We start from the raw sequence: 20,788 nt of genomic DNA, 5'->3' as shown, positions 1-20,788 counted from the left end.
GCAGGCTCAGACTTTATCAATCAGCCGTTCAGGATATCGGGATGCTTATCAGTATAGCTTTGCTACTCAATGGTCGGCACCTGAGAGTGCCGACATCACTGATTAACGTGTCACTTCAACAACTAACGTGTCACTTCAACCTTGGCCAATTTCTCGTAATAACAGGCCAACGCGCTGTGGTCGGCATCACCCAACCCATCCGCTTTCAGTGCCTGCATCATCTCCATGACGGCCGCAGTCAGTGGCAATTGCGCCCCTACGCCGTGAGACGTGTCGAGAGCATTAGCCAAGTCTTTGATATGTAAATCAATGCGGAAGCCCGGTTTGAAGTTACGATCCATCACCATTGGCGCTTTGGCTTCCAGTACGGTACTGCCCGCCAGCCCACCACGAATGGCCTGAAACACCAGATCAGGATTCACGCCCGCTTTGGTCGCCAAGACCAGCGCTTCAGACATCGCCGCAATATTCAGCGCCACCACCACCTGATTAGCCAGTTTGGTCACATTACCAGCACCGATATCTCCGGTATGCACCACAGAGCCACCCATAGCTTTCATGATGTCGAAGCACTTATCGAACACCGCTTTATCGCCGCCGACCATTACGGACAAGGTGCCATCAATAGCTTTTGGCTCGCCACCACTGACCGGCGCATCTAACATGGCGACCTGTTTTACCTCCAGTGCTTCGCTGATTTCACGGCTAACCAAAGGGGCAATCGAACTCATATCAATCAGCACAGCCCCCGGTTTTGCCCCTTCAATCACGCCATTCTCACCTAACACCACCTCTTTCACATGGGGGGAGTTAGGCAACATGGTGATAATAATGTCGCACTCTGCTGCTAGCGCTTTTGGGGTGGCCGCCGCAGTCGCACCGGCACTGAGCAGCTCATCCAGTGCCGCAGAATTCCGATCAAGAACCATTAATGAGTAGCCTGCTTTCAACAGATTTTTACTCATTGGCTTTCCCATAATCCCTAAACCAATAAAGCCGATTTTCATTTGTCACTCCTCAATTTAAGTCGCAAGGCCGTCAATACGGCAGCGCTGAATGCTTGATACAGACTCACTACTATTTCTTAAATTTGTCGCACAGCGCCTGAGTTGCACTGCGGAATACCCCCAAATCACTGCCGACCGCCACAAAAGTGGCGCCCCACTCCAGATAGCGGCGGGCATCAGCATCAACAGGGGCCAGAATACCGCTCGGCTTACCCTGCGCTTTGGCACGGTCAAAAATATGACGAATCACTTTTTGTACTTCGGGATGGTTTGGCTGCCCCAAATAACCCAGCGCAGCGGAGAGATCCCCCGGCCCGACAAATATGCCATCCACCCCCTCGACTGCGGCGATAGCATCTAGATTGTCGACCCCTAGCTGACTTTCGATTTGCACCAGCACGGTAATGTTGTCATTGATGGTAGCGAAGTAGTCCGGCACAGTGCCGTAATGGTTGCCACGATGGGAGACGGAAACCCCGCGTATCCCTGCGGGCGGATAGCGGGTTGAAGCCACCGCACGTACCGCCTCCTCCTCACTCTCAACAAAAGGAATCAGGAAGTTGTAGAAACCGATATCCAATAAGCGCTTGATAATAATTGGCTCATTGCAAGGTGCGCGTACCACGGGGGCGCTGCCGCTACCTGTCAGAGCCATAAGCTGCGGAATAAATGTCGTGACATCATTCGGGGCGTGTTCACCGTCCAATACCAACCAATCAAACCCCGCCAGACCCAGAACTTCCGCTGAGATATGATTTGCCAGCGCACTCCAGCAGCCAATCAGGGTTTGCCCTTGCTGTAGGTTGCGGCGGAACTGATTAGGATAATTTGGGAGACTCATTTTCGATCCTTATGATAGAACGCCCGGCCTGAAACGAAGGCTCGATGCAGGGCGTTATGCAATTCAGGTTGCCAGCGCACACAGCACGCATTTTGTGGCTTAATCTTGTGCCTGTTTCTGTACGATTCGGTATCGCTACAATTCACGGTAATCATTATAAAAACTACGTTCCAATAAACCATCGGGCAAAAGAACAAGAATAATAAGTTATTCGCGAATGCTTATAGGCAGATGCACAATACAATGCAGACTGCTTCACAGACTCTGGCCGCGTAAAATCACCTAATACTTAGGATGCTATCGATGAGCCACTAAAGAGTTCACCAGATCTCGCCACAGTAGTGATAAGGTACAGAGTCGGCAGGTGGAGAGTGTCAATCCGTTTTGAACTCTCTGCCGCTGGCACTATTTGCGCAATAGGCCAAGGTAAACCACACTTGCCAGAGACGAAGTTGGAGGAGAGCAACGTGCAACGTGAACAAGTATTAAGCAGTGCGCTCAATCTGTTAGAGCTACAAGGATTGGCAAATACGACTCTGGAGATGCTGGCAAAAGAGGTCTCGGTTGAAATCAGTGACCTAACCCGTTTTTGGCCCGACCGCGAGGCACTACTATATGACTGCCTGCGCTACCACGGTCAGCAGATAGATACCTGGCGGCGTCAATTGCAGTTGGATGAGACATTATCGCCGAAACAAAAGCTACTGGCGCGCTATCAGGCGCTCAGTGAACAAGTACAAAATCAGCGCTATCCCGGCTGCTTGTTTATTGCAGCCTGTAGCTTTTATCCCGATGATATCCACCCTATCCACCAATTGGCAGAGCAACAAAAAGAAGCCTCGCTGCACTATACTCTGGAATTGCTGAGAGAGATGGAGGCTGATGATGCCGAGATGGTCGCCCAGCAAATGGAGTTGATTTTGGAAGGTTGCTTGAGCAAGTTGCTGGTAAAACGCCAACTGGCCGATGTTGACGTCGCTAAATGTCTGGCAGAAGATGTATTGGCCGTCGCCCAGTGCCGAAAAAATGGTGCATTAAGCTAAGCTGTGCCAGGGTAGGATTTCAGGCCAATTTGCGCAGAACTTTGCACTTTTGCCTGAAAAGAGAGCGATCAACACGCTTTTAGGGATTTTAAGCTATAAATTCGTTGACGATCAGCGCCCAATACGGTTTAATGCGCCCCGTTGCCCGGATAGCTCAGTCGGTAGAGCAGGGGATTGAAAATCCCCGTGTCCTTGGTTCGATTCCGAGTCCGGGCACCACTTTCACTTCTCCCCACGTCTTCTGAATTCAAGTAAACTCCTTTATAATCACTATCATACTCAACATTAATCCATTTTAAGTTCCACTGAGGTCAACCTACATCAACACCAATCAAGTGATGTTTGGGGGCTTAACTGGGGGCTTATCTTGTTCAATGTGATTTAGGGGCCCCCAAATGCCACTCAATGCCAGACAAGTCGAGACTGCAAAGCCGAAAGAGAAAGATTACAAACTTACTGATGAGCGCGGCCTTTTTCTGCTGGTCACCACCAACGGCCGTAAATATTGGCGCATGAAATACCGTGTATCAGGAAAAGAGAAAAAGCTCTCCATTGGTGTCTACCCTGATATCTCATTGGCCGAGGCCAGACTAAAACGTGAAGAAGCACGAAAACTCCTCGCCGAGGGTCATGACCCCAGCGAGCAAAAACAGCGCGAGAAGCAAACCAAAAAATTCACAGTAGAAAATACCTTCCATACCCTCGCTACTGAATGGCATACCTACAAATGTACGTCATGGTCTGCAAGCTATGCAGAAAGCGTCCTGGAGGCCCTTGAGAAGGATATCTTCCCACATGTAGGGAAACGCCCTGTCACAGAGATCCTCCCGCTGGAGATGCTTCAGGTGCTGCGCCTGATAGAAAAGCGCGGTGCTCTGGAGAAAATGCGTAAAGTGCGGCAATTCTGTAATCAGATTTTCCGTTATGCCATTGCCACTGGCCGGGCAACGGTGAACCCTGTGGCAGAACTGGCCGGAGCCTTGAGTCCCCCCAAAACAGAGCACTTCCCTCATCTAATCGCCAGAGAGCTTCCTGAGTTCCTTCAGAAGTTGGCTGAATATCACGGTAGTCCCCTCACCCGCCTCGCCACTCGACTGCTTTTATTGACCGGTGTTCGCACTGTCGAATTGCGGGCAGCAGAATGGCAAGAGTTTGATTTCGACAACGCTCTGTGGACAGTACCGGAAAGTCGCATGAAAATGCGGCGTAAACATGTCGTTCCCCTGACCCGGCAAGTCACTGCCATCCTGCGGGAACTTCAGAACGTAACTGGAAGCTATCGGCTGGTTTTTCCTGGACGTAACGACGTCAATAAGCCCATGAGCGAAGCCAGCATTAATATGGTGCTAAAGCGTATTGGTTATGATGGTAAAGCGACAGGACATGGTTTTCGTCACACCATGAGTACCATTTTGCATGAACAGAGCTATAACTCGGCCTGGATTGAACTCCAGCTCGCACATGCGGATAAAAACAGTATCCGGGGAACCTATAACCATGCTTTGTATCTGGAGCAACGGCGGGAAATGATGCAGTGGTATGCCGATTATATTGACTCTCTGGAACACAGAGGAGTCATGCCTGTCTCATCTGTTGCGAAATAACCTGTACCCCAAAACCCACAATGTCAGTGCTCATCCTTGCGTTGTGGGTTTGTTTTTTTGTCATCAGCCCCAAGGGGGGTATACAGCTGTCGAGTACTGTTCCATGAATGGCCTGGAATAATGTTGTCGTCAGCACCTAAAGCCGCTCAGGGACGATCCAGGCCATTATGAAGCCAACGATAAGTTGCACTGCCGTTTTACTCTCCGGATGAAACGGAATACCACCCTGTTATTTTAACAATTGAAGATGGCTCATACTGCCGTAGAAGACAACTAATCGATCATACTCTTCTGCATCATAGAAGTTACAGATCCCACGGCCAAACTCTTTGGCGACCTCAATGACAAACTTCACCACCAATGCAATATCTGTTTCGTGACTGGCACCGGTAGCACAACCAGGAACTACGGATTCCGTACAAATAGCGACACCGACGACAGGGACTATTGTAGCCGTTGATGGTTGCATAATGCTGTTAATATGATGAATACCATTCCCGTAAGGAGTAATACCTGTAGCCGAAACCTGCAGGTGAACGCATTCTGGGAGAAGCCAAATGATCCACCGACGGTACCGGGTCACCCGGATCGCAGTCTCACCAGCATGGGGATATACGTCTTTAATACAGAATTTCTCTGTGAATGTTAAATATTGTGCAAAAGTAGCCATGATTTCGGTAATGATATTTTGCCGAAGATAACCCGGCAGGGTCTTGTCTGGGCACATCCATTCGCCCTTTCTTGTGTGTCATCAGTTTCAGTTGATCCAGCCGGGCACGCCGACACAGAATGTGTTTATCGAGAGTTTTAACGGGCGCTTTCATGATGAATGTCTGAATGAGCACTGGTTCAGCGACACCATTCACGCCAAGAAAATCATTAATGACTGGCGGCAGGACTATAACGAATGCAGACCATATTCAGCACTGGATTATCAGACGCCATCAGAGTTTGCAGCAAGGTGGAGAATTCGGAAGTAAACAGACCGACATTACAACTGACGGTTGTATCTAATATCGGGGGCAGGTCAAGGGTTACCATGTTTATTTAACAATATTTCCCCAGTATACAATAGGAATACATTGCACCCATCTATCATTGTCGTCATTCTTGACCCTTAATTTTATGACGATTTTGCTAGTTACTGAATCCTCAGCAGTTCCTCCCTACATATGAACAGCTACAGACATAAAAACCAGCTCAACAGGTATTCGAAATTATTTGACCACTAGACAAAAAGGAAAATAGCAGATGAGTGAAGCAGGAGTGAATCAAGCTACCGAGGCCGATCCGCTGGGACCTGCGGATCGTGCACGCTCTGACTTTGTGCGTGACATGGTACAGCGGCGTGAAACATCTTCGCTCGGCTCGGCGACGTGGTCCGCCCCCACGCCAAAACGCATTGTGCAGTTCTGGGATGATCTGCAGAGACTGCCTGAAGACGTCAAAGCTTGCATGAATTCTTGGAAGCAACTGGAACGGAGTGGGTTTGAGTTAGAAGTGTTCGACAAGAAATCTGCGAGTGCTTTCATTCGAAGCCGCTTAGGGACTCGCTATGAGGACGCTTTTAACAGGTGCTACCACCCTTCAATGATGTCGGACTACTTTCGTTACTCGTACGTGTTCGTGGAGGGGGATTCTACATCGATGCCGATGATGTCTACCATGGAACGCCTATTGACCAACTCTTCATCAATGGACAGTTGAAGCTTCAACCGTTTTGCTACGACGTTGCAACGTCTCAAATGGTGGATCCGTCCATATTTACAAAGCCTGGAGCCAATCAGCCTGGGTGGATTTTCTACTTCAATACCACTCCTCTGATCGCGTCACCCCGTCATCCTATTGTTGAAAGAGCGTTGTTGAACGCCACCGTGTCTCTAGAAGCGGGCAGAGCGAAAGAGTTGCCTGAGGTCCAGGCTACGACGGGGCCTGGAAATCTTACAAGGTCGGTATTCGAAGTGATTAGCGAGGGGTTGTAACGGTCAACTAAAACCGGACACGGATTTAGGCACATTGCTCTAGTCGGCGTTCATATTCATCCGGCGATATATTTCCCAGCCGATAATGCCGCCTTTTCAGATTATAAAAACTGTCAATATAATCGATAACATCAGCGATACCCTGACTTCGGGTTTCATAACGACGATAGTTAACCCTCTCAGCTTTCAGGCTGCGGAAAAACCTTTCCGTAACAGCATTATCCAGGCAGTTACCTTTTCGGCTCATGCTACCTGTAACATCCAGCTCCTGCTGGCAGGATTGGAACTGCGCGCTGGTATATTGCGCCCCTTGATCGCTATGGAACACCACTGACCCTGTGGGTCGTCGTTTATTTACGGCCAGCCTTAAGGCCCGGACAGTCAAGTCGCTGTCCGGTTTGTCTGAGAAGGCCCAACTCACTATTTCTCTTGAACATAAGTCCATCACGATAGCCAGATATAACCAGCCCTGAGCGGTACGCAGATAGGTAATATCACCTGACCACCAGGTATTCAATGTCTCTGGATTAAACTGCCGGTTCAACAGATTAGCGGCCACGACAGCGGGTTTTCCACCGCATGGATAGCGATGACGCCCAGGCCGTTTAGCTATCAGTAATAAGTTTTTCATTATCTGCCGAACGCGGTATCTGCCCACGTTAAAACCTTGTTCCCATAACTCGATTCACATGCGCCGGCTGCCATATGTGGCATCCATTTCCGCGTGAACATGCTTAGCCGCCGCGTGCAACATCAGAACATCGGGCTTGATCATTAGCCGACGACTACGGGCATAAAATACACTGCGCGTAAGCGACAGGCAGCGGCATACCTGTTGGATGTTTGCACCGACCTTCTTCAGCTTCACCGCGACTTTTTGTCGTTGTTCATTTCCATGGCGAAGAAGGCCGAAGCCTTTTTTAACAGGTCATTGTCGCTCTGCAACTGCCGTACCTGCTTTTCAAGTTCTTGTATTCGCCGTTGTTCCGGTGTTATAGCACTGGCTATCGGTGTGTTTCCGCGGATCTCTCCGCGATACTGCCTTAGCCAGCGTTGTAAGGTTGAAAGGCCAATATTCATTGTTTCAGCAGCCTGGGTCACCGGGTACTTATGCTGAAGAACCAGATTGACGCACTCCTGTTTAAACTCATGAGTAAATGATTTTTTTCGCATTCTCACCTCGTTAGTGTTGCTCATTATATCTCTAACAAAGTGTCCGGAATGATTAGACCATTACACCGGGTTCTTTCTTCACCGTAACTCACCGCATCAGGAGATTGACATCGAGATTGCCGGCAATATGCCGAGTCGCCTAATTGTCAATGTCTTCTACAACCCCGGTGACGAAGGTGCACAGTTCGACTACGGCTACCGAGGTGCTCCAAGCTACATCGAACTGGGCTTCGACGCTTCGAAGGACGTGCATCGGTATGCCATCGAATGGACCCCGTGGGAGATCCGATGGTTAGTGGATGACCAACTGATCCATCGACGTGTGCTTTGGGATCCAACACCAATTCCGCATTTGTCCATGAAACTGCATTTCAACACTTGGCCCTCTCGATCCTCTCAGCTTGCGGGGCGTCTTAACACCCGCCGACTTCCGACTATGACCAACGTTCAATCGATTCGCGTGCTTGCGTACGGCCCATCGGTACGCAAGCAGCAGGTTAGGGTTCTCCAAGCTTTGGACGGACCAGTTATCAAAGGAGATTCAAGATGAAAATACTCTCTTACAACCCGGGCCATGACGGCGCATTTGCGTATATCGAGGATGGCCGCTTGGTATTCTCCATTGAGGCCGAGAAGAGTTCGAAGTACCGACATTCATTGCTATCAGTTCCCGATGTATTCGACACACTTGCCGAACTTCATGCTGCTCCCGACGTGCTGTGCAAAGGAGGATGGTGGCCCGGCGACTCTCCGCGCGGAGGGGATAGGGTGGCTGAATACCGTGGCAGTGATCACGACCGAGTGATTGTCAGCAAGAAGCGCTTGTTGGGAAAGACCATCGACTTCTTCTCATCATCCCATGAGCGATCGCACCTTCTATGCGCATTTGGGATGTCTATCCTCGTTGCAACTAGACACAACCCTGTAATCAAAGAGTTTGATACTCGCCGGATCGCCGCTGGGAAAACCAAAAAAGTAGCATTAACAGCCTGTATCCAGAAGCTAGTAACGATCCAGAACGCTATGCTTAAAAAGAATGAAGCATGGGATCCACTGTACCATCGACATGCTTCGTAGGATTAGGTGCGCAAGACAGTTGCTATGCTCAAAATATAGGGAAAAATTGTCCAAGGGCACCCCATTATGAGGAAAAAAGTGTCTACGAAACTCAAACTTATTCAGGTGGCTAATCATTCAATTTAATCTAAATGATAGAATATAATTCTCAAGCTAATCATTTCCTGTAAACTTGACCTCAAAAATGTTCGACCAGTTTTTTCCCGTGACATAAACCTTGTCAGAGATAGGGTCATAAGCAATGCCATTGAGTGTATTGGTATTTTTATCAAAATTGTCAAGATTAAATTGTATGCCAGCCAAGTCAATCCATTTGATGACTTTACCATCCTCAGGATTTATAACGAGAATGAAATCGGTATACCAGACATTCGCATAGATAAGCCCGTTTATCCATTCAAGCTCATTAATTTTCTCGATTTTTTTACCGTCAAAAGTCACCTGAATTTTTTTCTGGATCGAAAAGTCATCAGAACGGCGGAAATAAATATCTGCACTACCATCACTCATAATAAGAAGTTTGCCATCGGTTGTTAAACCCCATCCTTCTCCCTCATAGTCAAACGAGTTAATAACTTTAAGATTGTCAGGATCCATAACCAATATCTTTTTCTCTCTCCATGTTAAGGTATAGTATTTCCCATCTAATTTTGTAAGCCCTTCCCCCCATACGTCAGCAGGTAAATCAACCGACTTAATCAGCTCACCATTTTTAGAGTCAATGATGTTAATTTTGGACTTTTTATATAGGCCTGTAGATTCGACAATATGGCCACGGTCAAAAATTAGTCCCTGCGTAAAAGACTCTTGATTATGAGGAATTTTACTAATAATCCTATATCCTTCTTTATCAGGTGCAGCGAAAGCATAATGTGTTGTCATAAGTATGTACGCTGAAAGAAAAGCTAACAATATATGTGTTTTTAAAGAAATATTATCCTGAATCATCATGCCTTCCATAATCATAGTGAAAAAGAAAATCTTATACCAAAGACATTACATTACCAATGATTATGATTTCAATGATTTTAAATTCTGTTTTAGAATATTTTAAATGAAAAGCCATATATTATATTGATTTAATAGATAAAAATAATTAAACAAATAACTCATAAGTATGATTTATGTCACGAAATCTAATATATAGGAGAATTCTTCTTTACGAGGACATTGAATTTATGTTTTTTAAAAGAGGAAGGCTAATTTCTGGAAAAATTAGTTAACCATGAAAAAAATTCATTAACAATAGCTCAATCTCTGACAATTAATGGAATTGCATATGGATAATAAACTTGGTGCATTAATACTGAATAGTTTCCAAAAATACCCAGAGAGGATTGCTCTCGAAACGGAATTTTCTAAACTAACTTACAAAGAGTTATTAAGTGAAGTTAATGAAGTTCTCCGGTTATTAATCTCCAAAAATGTGACATACGGGTCGAAAGTTATTGTTGAGCTGAAGAGGGGGCCGGAATGTATTTACTATATATTAGCGTTGATTAAACTCGGTGCGATATATATCCCTATTGATCCAGACCATCCTGAGATTAGAAAGAGTTTTATAAAAGAAGATGTAAATGCCGAGTTTATTATCTCGAAAAAAAATTCACTAGATGAAAAAGCAATCACAGAAATTAGGAAAGCAAAAATATCTCATAGAACTGGAAAAGCAGCTGAAGCTGGCCCCCAGCTCGCATATATTCTCTACACATCAGGAACGACAGGAAAACCTAAAGGCGTAAAAATTAAGGCTTCAGCCGTCGCCAGCCTTCTGAATTGGATGACTAAAACATACGGCTTTGACACCGAAACCCGAATCCTCAACAAAACAGCGTTAACGTTTGATGCTTCAGTGTGGGAAATGTTAATACCCTTTATTTGTGGGGGGACGCTCTGCCTGGCAGATCCCGATAAAGATATAATTCCTAATTATCTCATAGAGATGATCCTCAGATTCAACATTAATACCGTCCAGTTTGTGCCAGCTATGCTTAGGAAAGTCCTCAATGAACCAGCCTTCAAACAATGTAGGTCGCTTAAAAATGTCTTTGTCGGGGGCGAAATTCTTACAAACGAACTAGCTAAAGCATTTTTCAGTGCCTCTAAAGCGGCACTGCACAATCTTTATGGGCCAACAGAAACTACCATACAGGTGCTAACACATACCGTGACGAAAGCTGACCTGCTGAATGATATCCCAGTTGGTAGACCCGTTTCAGGTGTTCAGGCATACATTTTATCACAAAATGAAAACGAAGCTGCGGTGGATGAAATTGGTGAACTATGCATAAGCGGTATCGCATTGGCTGAAGGTTACATCAGTTGCGAATCTGAGGAGCGAAAAAGGTTTGTTTTTATCGAGACGCTTCCCGACTCCCCCCGTGTTTACAGAACAGGTGATCTTGCTTACCGGAATATTGTTGGGGACATCTTTTTTTGTGGGCGGCTTGATGAACAGATAAAAATTAACGGATACCGTGTTGATTTGAATGAAATAGAAGCTGTATTAAATACTCATCACGCTGTTGATTCGGTAGTCGTCAGTAAAGAGAGCAACGGAGATCTTAACCGCCTAATTGCCTTTCTGAAATGTAATAAAACAGAAGATGCGCTTTTTGAACAGCTCACTGACCAGATACAGAATACGTTGCCACATTATATGTGGCCAGCAGATTATTATATTGTGGATGAAATACCATTAACCGCTCACGCTAAAACAGATCGCAAGACGCTATTTGAAAAAGGTAAGAAAATAAAATTAACTCAGAGAGATAAACCAGAAAGCAATAAAAATACAAAATTAAAAAAATCCATATTACATATTTGGCAGGACACTTTAAATAATAAAGAAATAGGGCTAGATAGTGATTTTTATTCCTGTGGAGGGAACTCCGTTGAGGCCATGATTATTGCAATGAAAATAAGGGAGCAGGAAGGGATTAACTTTTCGCTGGAGGAGATACTCAGATTCAGAAATGTCAGAAATATTGCTGACAGTATTTCCTAAAAAACACACACCATTCAGAGAGGAATGACAGTGATTAAAGCCACACAGACAGTCGAAAGTATTTGGAAAGCTGACCTAAAAGCCCAAGAAAACAACACTAGTTACAATGAGCATAAAACCGTATGTATTAAGGGACCAGTATCAATAACTACACTCACTGCTGCTGCCGAAGTGGTTCTGGCGCGGCACAGCGTATTTTCAGTGAAATACATATATAACGATGAAGGATTATGGATTGATGATACCCAGCAGGTGCAGGTAGCGAACATCACTAACCTTGTGGTAAGTTCGCAGGAACAGGCACTCGCAGTATTAGATGATGCCGCACACCAGTTATTCGACATCTATAATGGACCATTATACTGTCTCAGTATAATATATTGCCCGAATGAAGAAAAAACATTTGTTAATTTAACTGCCCATCATCTCATTATCGATGGCTGGTCTTTTTCGATTTTCTTTAAAGAATTATCTGAAGAATATAAGTACGTCGGGATTCCCGCTACACGGCATCTCGACCTGGCTAAATATGACTTCACAAAAGCAGCATTAATAGAACATCAAAGTATAATAAATGGACACTTAGATGAGTCACTGAGCTACTGGAAATCTCAGCATCTAAGCCTTGCTGATAATATAAAGCTTCCCGCAGATTTCACATATAAGTCATCTACCAATCAGGAAGGCTCATCCATTGAATTTACCCTGAAAAATATTATTACTGACAAAATAAGGAAATTGTCATTAGAACAAAATGTCTCAATTTATTCTGTCTTGATGGCTTTATATGCATCATTACTTTACCGCTATACAGAACAGGAAACTATTAATATAGGAATGCCAGTACTAAATAGACATAATACAGATGAAATGTCTATGATAGGGTGCTTCGTTAATACTTTAGCATTACATCTTGAGTTTGATGAAAATATCTCGTTCAAAAATGTGTTGGCACATACCGTTAATAAGTTGAATGGTGCACTGAAGAATCAGCGTGTACCTTTCCCGTTGTTAGTGAAGGAACTAAATATAAAAACAGATCCAAGTGTGCACCCATTGTTCCAAACGATGCTCACTTGGCTTGGGAAAGACATCCCTTTCGACTTGGGAAAAGGATTTTCAGCAGAGGATATTCGCATAAGTCGCCGGCATGTTAAATTTGATTTATTAATCAATATCAGAGAACGTGCCGATCAACTCATTTTAGACATAGAATATAACAGTGCCGTTTTTAAACCTTCGACCATCAGTCGTATTTTTGCACATTTTGAAACTCTAGCAGAGTCACTCCTCAGTGATATAGATGTGCAGGTCAGTAGCGCTGAGATTCTGCCGACCTGCGAACGTGAGGAAATAAAGGCTTGGAACGCTACACAAGCCAGTTATCCAGATACGAACATATTAGAAATTATCCTCGCAGTCATGAAAGAAAAAAAATCGTCAGTCGCACTGGAATACGGTAACAGTACCCTTACATTCGGGCGTTTAGATGAGCGTACTGCGGAAATTGCGCAGTGGCTTCAGAGTAAGACTGAGGCTCAGTTTATTGGTGTCGTTTTGGAAAGATCCTTCGAAATGACAATGGCGTTGTTAGCCATTATGAGAGCGGGAAAGGCCTGGGTACCTATTGATCCGGAATACCCACAGAACCGTATTGACTATATGATCCAAGATTCTGGTGTTGACCTAATCCTGACGCAAGAGAAGTTTTTTGAGAAACTAGAAAACTTTAGCGGTGAAGCGGTCACGCTAGAGAATGCTGTCAGCGAAATACAGGTATCTAATCCCTGCGGGCCCACGATAAACCTGACTCCAGACAGCAGTGCTTATATGATTTACACATCAGGTTCAACGGGCCAGCCGAAAGGGGTTATCAACACACACAAAGGACTATTCAACCGGCTGTACTGGATGCAAGATAAATACAAGCTAACGTCAAAAGATCGTGTTCTGCAGAAAACCCCGTTTAGCTTTGATGTATCTGTCTGGGAGTTTTTCTGGCCACTAATGTCAGGTGCGCGCATTGTCATCGCTAGACCAGGTGGACACCGGGATACTAGCTATCTGAAAGAACTGATAGCGGATAAAAAAGTCACTGTACTGCATTTCGTGCCCTCAATGCTGAATGCGTTTTTGGAGGAAGATGAACTTGCCATGAAATGTGCAAGCTTGGTAAGTGTTTTCTGTAGTGGCGAAGCCCTTTCCTCTGAAATAATTAAATCCTTTTATGCGCAACTACCCTGCAGCCTTCATAATTTATATGGGCCAACAGAAGCGGCTATCGATGTATCATTCTGGGAGTGTGAAAGAAATTACGATGGCAATGTCGTACCCATCGGTAAACCTGTGGCTAATACGCAACTATATGTTTTAAACAAAGCGCATATGATGCAGCCTATAGGGGTTGCTGGTGAACTATTTATTGCAGGTGTGCAACTGGCTGAAGGTTATAATAACAAGCCTGAACTAACCAAAAGTGCATTCATTGATATTATCGGTGATGGCGAAAAACACACTCGGATGTATAAAACTGGTGACCGGGCCCGCTACAATTTTGACGGTAATATTGAATATTTGGGCAGGGCGGACCATCAGATTAAACTACGAGGTTTTAGAATTGAACTAGGTGAAATTGAAGCGATTATCTTAACGTGTGAACAGGTTAAGGAATCTGCCGTTGTTCTGGACGAATCCACCGGAGTCAAAAGACTCGTGGCTTATCTGTCACTGAACTCCCGTTCAAACCTATTTTCTGAAGATCAGGAAGTAGCACTTATTAAAGCCGACTTGGCGCAAAAACTACCTGGATTTATGATCCCGAGTCATTACATAGTCCTGGAAAAATTACCTCTTTCCTCAAATGGTAAACTAGATCGTCGTGCATTACCTACCCCCGTAGTGTTCCACGGTAGTCGTGAAGAACCTCAGTTTAACAATGACAAGGAAAAACTGTTTTATGACATTATTAGCAGTCTAATCGCTTCAAGTGCTCTCAGTCTCAGCGACAACTTCTTCAATGTTGGTGGCGACTCAATTCTTGCATTGAAATTAATTTCTGAACTCAAAAAGAGCGCATTAACGCTTTCGCTCAGAGATATCTACGATGCGGGCTGTATCGCTGATATGGTCCATATGACATCAGATTTGAGTAGTGAAAAGGAAGAGAAGTACGAACCATATTTTTTACTCAACCCAATGGATAAAGCAGTCGTCAATAGTAGGGGAATTGATGCCTGGCCTATGAGTGTTTTGCAAAAAGGTATGGTTTACCACTCCTTACTCAATGAAGAGTCATCCATCTATCATGATATTTTCTCATATGTGATTGATGAGGCGTCCGTCAGTGAACTGACCACAAGGATCGAACACGCGATTCGGCATAATCAGCAACTGCAGTGTGTATTTGATTTAACCACCTGTAGTTGCCCAATCCAAATACAGTTATCAGAGGCGATTAAGGGTATTTTTCGGACATCGGTCGTAGGAGACCTCAACCACCATTTGGTTCGCTGGGAACATGAACGTAAACAAGCCCCCTTTGATTTTGAATCTGGCCCGCTGGTTTGTTTTACACTACACACAGTTGATAACCGAGTAATAGCCCTGTCCGTGGATTTTCACCATGCAGTCTTGGATGGTTGGAGTGTATCCATTCTGATTAATGACATCGTCAACGGTATCCACGATATTCCACAGATCGTCGAAGGCGATTACCGTAACGGCTATGCAACATTTGTAGCTGCCGAAACGGAAGCTCTAAATTCAGAGGATTGCCAAGCACACTGGTTGAATATCTCCCGCCAGGAGGCCTGCCAGAACTTCGGGTTAGATGTCGATATCGACACTAGCACATCAGAAACACTCATCCTTTCAGATGATTTCATTAGTTCGATGCGTAGACTAAGCCGCGAACATTCGGTTCCACTGAAAACAGTAGCACTGTATTTTCATTATCTGGCTTTGAGCGCAGTCTGTGGAAAAAAGAATATTTGCTTCGGCCATGTCGTCAATGGTCGGCTGGAATATGAAGGCTCCGAAAAATCATTGGGGCTGTATCTTAATACTCTACCGTTTATCGTAGAAGGAGCGTCTGCCCAAGTATCCGACCTCCTGACAGAAATTTTCAATACCGAAAAAACCAGTCTGAATTATCGACGCTATCCATTAGCAAACATATTGAAGGCAGCTAACCGCGACAACCTGTTCGATGTTGTGTTTAACTTCACCGATTTCCATGTTTACAATGAAGGTAAAAATACAATCAGACAGGCGCGTTATTACGAGCAAACAAACTTTCCTGTGATGATCCATTTCTCCCGTAATCCGTTCACTAGAGAGTATTCCGTAACGCTAAATTACCATGATACGGATAAAAACAGATTATTTGCTAAGGCTTACATTGAAAACTTAACTCAACAACAGAAAAATGACGAGGGAATTACTATTGCTGAAGACGTGGCCGCAATATTTTATGAGGTCACAGGCAACCATGTTGATCCTAATGAAAACTATCATGTCAAGGGGGTGGATTCCATCTCTGCACTGCGTATAACGGCGTTACTCAGAAAGGGGGGTTATAGAGTCAAACTGAAAGATATCGTTGAGTCAGATAGTTTGACAAAACTTTGGACAATTCTTTCCCAGGGTACGATCGAAATGCAGGTGGAAAGTGAAAAGCGTCCCCTTAAATTCGATATTCCTCAGGAACTCAGAGATGATCAGACCGCACAAGATTTTTATCCGCTGACAGATACTCAGCACATGATGGTTGAAAAGTATCGTGAGGAAACAGGCTTCTCAACCTACCATGATGTTTTTGGATATGAGCTGAATCTGAACCATAACCACGAAGATATTGAAAAAATATTGATGCGGCTGATAGCCGCTCACCCTGTGCTTCGTACATCGTTTGTATTAACTGAGGGGCATCTTCCCCTACAGAAAGTCCATAAAACTGGTTTCCTGAACTATCAGTATTTTGATCTCAGTCCGTCAGGTAAACTGGATGCCCATAATGAATATCTCCGGTGGTTTGAAGCCGAAAAAGGAAATCTGTTTGATTTTAGCGAACAGGATCTAGTGCGATTCTACAGCCATAAAATCAATAAAAATCATTTCTTCTTCACCGTCAGTTTCCACCATAGCATTCTTGATGGTTACAGCCTCTCTAACCTTATCAGACTGTTTGTAACCGACTATCAAAACCTATTGGAGGGGAGACAGCTTGGTGAGGCGCCTAACCACGTTGTTCCTGCATTTAAGGAGTTCTGCCTTCTGAGTAAAGAGGAGTCACGCTCGGAAGAGGCCCGCGAATTCTGGAAATCTGTTCTTTTTGAAGAGCCTATTCTTGAACTGTCACGCCCAAACATTGCAAGTAGTCACAAATGGTCGGAGTCAAAGGTCACTTTCAATTCTGAAGTATCTTTAGCCCTCAGTGCCGTCGCGCGGGAGGGGGGGATTTCTCTAAAGCATCTTCTCCAGGCTGTGCATTTTACAGTCATTAGAACGCTTTTTGATACTCCAGATTTGGTTTCTTGCACCTTCAGTGGTGGCAGAACAGACAGTCTTCACTCAGATGAAACTCTGGGCATGTTTTTAAACTTTCTTCCCATCAGGTGTAACCTGTCTGATCTGACAGTGATTGAAGTAGCTCATCATCTTAGGGACTTTGAGAATAAATCACTGCCTTATAAACGCTTTTCCCTATCCGAAATAAATGCGTTTTCTCAGCACAAAAGCTATCTGTCTTCATGTTTCAATTTTACGCGCTTTTCAAACTATCAGGCGATCGCAACCTCTCGCTTTGAAGGAAACGACACTAGTCCCTTATTACGAACCCTCTGGTTTGAACATGCCCATTTTGGGTTGCTCGTTAATGTCGGTTTTGACCTTGCCCTTGATGAAATAGTTATCACCCTTAATGCAAAAAGCAGCGTGATTTCACCCGCTGATTTGGAGCGTTTGGCACGTATGTATGTTAACGCGATTCGTGCTATAGCGTCGGGGCATCACTTTGAATGTGATGCTATACATTGCCTTAATACACACGATATTCGTAGGTGTGAAACAGGAAAAGAATATGAAACTAATTAATCCTGCTGGGATCCATCCGCCTATGGCAGCTTATTCACATCAAGCACTACTGGATAGTGATGAGCCATTGCTGGTTATTTCTGGACAAATAGGAATGTGTTCAGATGGCTCGGTACCTGAGGAACAATCGTTGCAGTTCGGCCTTGCGCTGGACAACATTAGGAAGAATATAGAAGAGCAAAACTTAAGCATTCGGAATATCGTTAAAATGACGTTTTTTTGGGGTGGAGAAATACTGCATGCTGAAGAGCGCAACCGCATCCTGAATGCATGGCTTGAAGGACACCAGCCATGTATGACTATGCTTGTTGTCAAAGGTTTGGCCAGACCCGATCTACTGATTGAAATTGATGCACTTGTGACTGGAGGAACTTTTGATAAATAATTTTACTGAATTTGGACATTCTGAGATCCACACATTCACTGCTCCGGATGGTTACACTTTGCATTACCGTTCTTGGGGCAATGAAGATGCAAAAGAAATTATTGTCATGTTACATGGAGGTGTCAGCCATTCTGGTTGGCAATATCCTCTGGGAAAAAGCTTTTCTCAGCATTCGTCATATCGGTTCATTGCTGTTGATCGCAGAGGTTCTGGACTGAATACACAGAAAAGGGGACACCTCGAATCGGTTCAGCAAGAACTCGGAGATTTATCTTCCTTGCTGCTGAACTTTTCTGAAGCTGGTCTCATCATTCACCTTGCTGGGTGGTGTTTTGGTGGGCAAATCGCAGCTCTTGTTGCGGCTCAACCAGAACTCAGTGGTAAAATTTCAAATCTGATTATGATTACCCCTGGTTTTCGTTTTACAGAGCGTTATGCGGATATTTTGGTAAGGACTACCCGTAGCGTCAAAATAGCATTAAGCAATATCAAATATGAGTCACCTCGTGATATTGATTACTTCCCGGTACCGCTGGCCGTTGAAGATTTTACGAATGACCCAGCCCTTCAGGCGGCCCTGATATCAGATAAGTTGCTGTTAAATAATGTCACCCTGAACACCATAGATGTCTGGCAAGAACTAGCCGACCTCTCACGCACTAACCTGATCTCCTCATCGTGTAAAATTCCGGTCATGTGCATACTCGCTAATCAGGATCGCCTTGTTGATAATCATTCCGTCGCTGATTATTTAAAAAGCCGATATGGTGAGGACAATACCGATATCATCTGGCTTGAAGGTACCCACGCCATTCAGTTCACTGAAGCGGACCGGATTGCAAAATATATCTGCGCTTTTATTCAGTGATAATTTTAAAAGCTGGCCTTCGGGCTAGCTGCTTATTACAGGTCATGACATGAACAGCATCGGCTTTAAGTATTTCCTTCTTTATTCTGTTAGCGTTTTGACAATTGCAGGTACCACAATTGTAGCGCCTTCTCTTCCGGAATTTAACTTTCATAATACACTACTCAGTGTTGAACCTGACTTCCTGTATCGAATGACATTAACGTTACCCGCACTCGCCACAGCACTGGCCGGTCTGCTTCTGGCTTCACTTCGGGTTGCCCCTGATAAAAAAAAACTCATGATCACGGGGTTACTGGGATACGCTGTTTTTGGTAGTTCGGGCTTTTTTACTGACGATGCCATCAAACTTATTTGTTCAAGATTCTTACTTGGAATTTCGGTTGCCATACTGATGTATAGTGTGACTTTTTTTCTTTCAGAAGTAAGAACATCTAAGGACATCCGCAAAACATTCTATAGTCAGTCTGCCTTTATGGGGGGAGCTAATATTCTTGTTTCATTATTTAGCGGTTTCCTTGCAACACTGGATTGGAAATATCCTTTCTTGATCTATCTTATTTCGTTACTTCTGATACCAGGTGTGATTATTTTTCTACATAGTAAGAGTGTGAAAGGTCCGATCAAACAGCCGGATACAACTAATAAAATGACGGGAGTACTGCGTGGTGCAACTTTACCTTTAGTCTTTTGTGCACTTGCATTTTTGAATATGTCACTCTATTTCACAATCCCGTCACTTCTTCCTTACTTTATTAAAAATCTGAATTCTGACAACATTCCATCAGTAGGATTTTGTCTGTCGTTTGTTTGCGCAATGTGGTTTTTTTCATCATTGTATTTTAGGCAGTCACGGATATTTACCACGGACTTCATGCCCGTAAACTGTGGGTTTATGTCTTTGGGACTCGGCTTGTTTATATTGGGAAGTAGTCACTCTTCTTTAATGATTTTTATCGGGTTGTTTTTTATTGGCGTCGGTTTGGGCCTAAACATACCCAACTTCAATATCATTGTAATTTCATTATCAGATGAACGCACACGTCCCATGTTGATATCTATACTGATAACCTCTATTTATCTAGGACAGTTTCTCGCTCCCACTTTCGCCGAACCAGTTATCAGCCAGTTCGGACTGCCTCAGACATTTAAGGTTTATGGCATTATTGCGAGCATGATTGCTATATTTGGATTCACACTCAGCCACTTTAACGCACAGAAGGTATCTTCATAATTTAAAAAATACTGCTGATAAGATTGGGAGGAGATTTTATGATTAACTCCTCTCTGTTAAAGTTTTTCTTGTGGAACCCTTTATTTTCATGCCATCCACACAACACACTGTTGTCGTTGACCTCAATAACCGTCATCTCTTTTTTAGGATGACTCTTCAAAACTACCATATTGCCAACTAACATACACCCTCCTGATTGTGGATTCAGTAAACATTGTCCGTTGTTACCCTTACTGAGAGTACCCGTTCTTTGGTGATATTTCGACATAACAAGTGAATAATTCTTAATTAACACTCATTATAGGATTAAGTTTTACACTTGGCCCAAAAAGTTCGGCGGCATGGAGGTGCCTGAAGTTAAGCGGTTAAAGTCGCTGGCCATCGGGAAGCTTTTTAACCATTTTAAAATGTGATGGTTTCTAGATTAGGGCTTTGTGTTATAAATAGTATATCGTGCGAAAATTCATTCATCTG

17 protein-coding genes, 1 tRNA gene and 3 pseudogenes are annotated in these 20,788 nt (G+C 44.3%); 13 read left to right on the top strand and 8 right to left on the bottom strand.

The features are described 5' to 3' along the window. Positions 1-122: 122 nt before the first annotated feature. Positions 123-1,007 carry a 2-hydroxy-3-oxopropionate reductase gene (gene garR, locus DXZ79_RS02125; RefSeq protein ID WP_038637012.1) on the bottom strand — a complete coding sequence of 295 codons (885 nt, stop codon included), beginning with the start codon at positions 1,005-1,007 and terminating at the stop codon, positions 123-125. A gap of 70 nt (positions 1,008-1,077) precedes the next feature. Continuing rightward, the gene (garL, locus tag DXZ79_RS02120) at positions 1,078-1,848 is read right to left on the bottom strand and encodes a 2-dehydro-3-deoxyglucarate aldolase (protein WP_038637013.1); all 771 of its coding nucleotides are present in this window, start codon (positions 1,846-1,848) and stop codon (positions 1,078-1,080) included. 467 nt (positions 1,849-2,315) lie between these two features. Here garL and DXZ79_RS02115 point away from each other — a divergent pair, with 467 nt between their 5' ends. The 3 genes from DXZ79_RS02115 (at position 2,316) to DXZ79_RS02105 (ending at position 4,495) form a co-directional block, all read left to right on the top strand. Continuing rightward, positions 2,316-2,891, top strand: a complete 576-nt coding sequence (locus DXZ79_RS02115; protein WP_038637015.1) for a transcriptional regulator — start codon at positions 2,316-2,318, stop codon at positions 2,889-2,891. Between the two features lie 143 nt (positions 2,892-3,034). After that, a tRNA-Phe gene (locus tag DXZ79_RS02110) sits at positions 3,035-3,110 on the top strand. 176 nt (positions 3,111-3,286) lie between these two features. After that, the gene (locus DXZ79_RS02105) at positions 3,287-4,495 is read left to right on the top strand and encodes a tyrosine-type recombinase/integrase (protein WP_120011064.1); all 1,209 of its coding nucleotides are present in this window, start codon (positions 3,287-3,289) and stop codon (positions 4,493-4,495) included. Between the two features lie 229 nt (positions 4,496-4,724). On the opposite strand, the pseudogene DXZ79_RS20870 reads toward DXZ79_RS02105, so the two are convergent. Then, positions 4,725-5,009 (bottom strand): annotated as a pseudogene (locus DXZ79_RS20870) (DUF1177 family protein); the annotation flags it as partial. Here DXZ79_RS20870 and DXZ79_RS21365 point away from each other — a divergent pair. The 3 genes and pseudogenes from DXZ79_RS21365 (at position 4,977) to DXZ79_RS20785 (ending at position 6,202) form a co-directional block, all read left to right on the top strand. Continuing rightward, positions 4,977-5,144 (top strand): sugar phosphate nucleotidyltransferase, encoded by a 168-nt coding sequence (locus tag DXZ79_RS21365; protein WP_483409858.1) that lies wholly within the window; start codon positions 4,977-4,979, stop codon positions 5,142-5,144. The pseudogene DXZ79_RS20870 and the gene DXZ79_RS21365 overlap by 33 nt on opposite strands. Before the next feature lie 103 nt (positions 5,145-5,247). After that, positions 5,248-5,475: pseudogene (locus DXZ79_RS02095) on the top strand (integrase core domain-containing protein); the annotation flags it as partial. A gap of 271 nt (positions 5,476-5,746) precedes the next feature. After that, entirely contained in the window at positions 5,747-6,202 is a 456-nt protein-coding gene (locus DXZ79_RS20785; RefSeq protein WP_205572690.1) for a glycosyltransferase family 32 protein, read from the top strand. 300 nt (positions 6,203-6,502) lie between these two features. Here the strand turns inward: DXZ79_RS20785 and DXZ79_RS02085 are convergent, their stop codons facing one another. From DXZ79_RS02085 to DXZ79_RS02080, 3 genes are read right to left on the bottom strand one after another with little or no spacing between them, the layout of a single operon-like run. Further along, positions 6,503-7,108, bottom strand: coding sequence for an IS3 family transposase (locus DXZ79_RS02085; protein WP_244942313.1), 606 nt, complete (start codon positions 7,106-7,108; stop codon positions 6,503-6,505). A 54-nt stretch (positions 7,109-7,162) separates the two neighbouring features. Continuing rightward, complete coding sequence (locus DXZ79_RS20635; RefSeq protein ID WP_162928723.1) at positions 7,163-7,345, bottom strand: hypothetical protein; 183 nt, start codon at positions 7,343-7,345, stop codon at positions 7,163-7,165. Then, entirely contained in the window at positions 7,342-7,674 is a 333-nt protein-coding gene (locus tag DXZ79_RS02080; RefSeq protein ID WP_019079176.1) for a transposase, read from the bottom strand. Before DXZ79_RS02080 ends, DXZ79_RS20635 begins: the two co-directional genes overlap by 4 nt. A 79-nt stretch (positions 7,675-7,753) precedes the next feature. Between DXZ79_RS02080 and DXZ79_RS21270 the strand changes: the two genes are divergently transcribed. Together DXZ79_RS21270 and DXZ79_RS20780 are read left to right on the top strand one after the other, a co-directional pair. Then, positions 7,754-8,200, top strand: a complete 447-nt coding sequence (locus DXZ79_RS21270; RefSeq protein ID WP_120011061.1) for a glycoside hydrolase family 16 protein — start codon at positions 7,754-7,756, stop codon at positions 8,198-8,200. Positions 8,201-8,532: 332 nt separating this feature from the next. Then, positions 8,533-8,727: pseudogene (locus DXZ79_RS20780) on the top strand (IS110 family transposase); the annotation flags it as partial. A 153-nt stretch (positions 8,728-8,880) separates the two neighbouring features. Here the strand turns inward: DXZ79_RS20780 and DXZ79_RS02065 are convergent. Beyond that, complete coding sequence (locus tag DXZ79_RS02065) at positions 8,881-9,678, bottom strand: glutaminyl-peptide cyclotransferase (protein ID WP_244942312.1); 798 nt, start codon at positions 9,676-9,678, stop codon at positions 8,881-8,883. A gap of 328 nt (positions 9,679-10,006) precedes the next feature. Here DXZ79_RS02065 and DXZ79_RS02060 point away from each other — a divergent pair, with 328 nt between their 5' ends. Genes DXZ79_RS02060 through DXZ79_RS02040 form a run of 5 tightly spaced genes read left to right on the top strand, consistent with a single transcriptional unit; the run spans position 10,007 to position 20,314 of the window. Next, positions 10,007-11,734 (top strand): non-ribosomal peptide synthetase, encoded by a 1,728-nt coding sequence (locus DXZ79_RS02060; RefSeq protein ID WP_162928722.1) that lies wholly within the window; start codon positions 10,007-10,009, stop codon positions 11,732-11,734. 30 nt (positions 11,735-11,764) lie between these two features. Continuing rightward, positions 11,765-17,827: a non-ribosomal peptide synthetase gene (locus DXZ79_RS02055; protein ID WP_162928721.1), complete on the top strand. Its 6,063-nt coding sequence runs from the start codon at positions 11,765-11,767 to the stop codon at positions 17,825-17,827. Then, a complete protein-coding gene (locus tag DXZ79_RS02050) occupies positions 17,814-18,212 on the top strand; it encodes a RidA family protein (protein WP_162928720.1) in 399 nt (132 codons plus the stop codon). The genes DXZ79_RS02055 and DXZ79_RS02050 overlap by 14 nt, the downstream gene beginning before the upstream one ends. Then, a complete protein-coding gene (locus DXZ79_RS02045; RefSeq protein ID WP_120011055.1) occupies positions 18,202-19,080 on the top strand; it encodes an alpha/beta hydrolase in 879 nt (292 codons plus the stop codon). The genes DXZ79_RS02050 and DXZ79_RS02045 overlap by 11 nt, the downstream gene beginning before the upstream one ends. A 49-nt stretch (positions 19,081-19,129) precedes the next feature. Next, positions 19,130-20,314, top strand: coding sequence for an MFS transporter (locus tag DXZ79_RS02040; RefSeq protein WP_120011054.1), 1,185 nt, complete (start codon positions 19,130-19,132; stop codon positions 20,312-20,314). Between the two features lies 1 nt (position 20,315). Here DXZ79_RS02040 and DXZ79_RS02035 read toward each other — a convergent pair whose 3' ends face one another. Next, positions 20,316-20,498, bottom strand: a complete 183-nt coding sequence (locus DXZ79_RS02035; protein WP_120011053.1) for a hypothetical protein — start codon at positions 20,496-20,498, stop codon at positions 20,316-20,318. Between the last annotated feature and the right edge of the window lie 290 nt (positions 20,499-20,788).

The organism is Yersinia rochesterensis, from assembly GCF_003600645.1.
In the GTDB taxonomy this organism is placed as follows: Bacteria; Pseudomonadota; Gammaproteobacteria; order Enterobacterales; family Enterobacteriaceae; genus Yersinia; species Yersinia rochesterensis.
Note: the sequence above shows the minus strand (reverse complement) of the source record. Positions and strands in the feature narration are given on the sequence as shown.

Coding starts and splice junctions, on each gene's coding strand:
- garR (WP_038637012.1), bottom strand. CDS start 1,007: ATGAAAATCGGCTTTATTGGTTTAGGGATTATGGGAAAGCCAATGAGT.
- garL (WP_038637013.1), bottom strand. CDS start 1,848: ATGAGTCTCCCAAATTATCCTAATCAGTTCCGCCGCAACCTACAGCAA.
- DXZ79_RS02105 (WP_120011064.1), top strand. CDS start 3,287: ATGCCACTCAATGCCAGACAAGTCGAGACTGCAAAGCCGAAAGAGAAA.
- DXZ79_RS21365 (WP_483409858.1), top strand. CDS start 4,977: ATGATGAATACCATTCCCGTAAGGAGTAATACCTGTAGCCGAAACCTG.
- DXZ79_RS20785 (WP_205572690.1), top strand. CDS start 5,747: ATGAGTGAAGCAGGAGTGAATCAAGCTACCGAGGCCGATCCGCTGGGA.
- DXZ79_RS02085 (WP_244942313.1), bottom strand. CDS start 7,108: ATGAAAAACTTATTACTGATAGCTAAACGGCCTGGGCGTCATCGCTAT.
- DXZ79_RS02080 (WP_019079176.1), bottom strand. CDS start 7,674: ATGAGCAACACTAACGAGGTGAGAATGCGAAAAAAATCATTTACTCAT.
- DXZ79_RS02065 (WP_244942312.1), bottom strand. CDS start 9,678: ATGATGATTCAGGATAATATTTCTTTAAAAACACATATATTGTTAGCT.
- DXZ79_RS02060 (WP_162928722.1), top strand. CDS start 10,007: ATGGATAATAAACTTGGTGCATTAATACTGAATAGTTTCCAAAAATAC.
- DXZ79_RS02050 (WP_162928720.1), top strand. CDS start 17,814: ATGAAACTAATTAATCCTGCTGGGATCCATCCGCCTATGGCAGCTTAT.
- DXZ79_RS02040 (WP_120011054.1), top strand. CDS start 19,130: ATGAACAGCATCGGCTTTAAGTATTTCCTTCTTTATTCTGTTAGCGTT.
- DXZ79_RS02035 (WP_120011053.1), bottom strand. CDS start 20,498: ATGTTAGTTGGCAATATGGTAGTTTTGAAGAGTCATCCTAAAAAAGAG.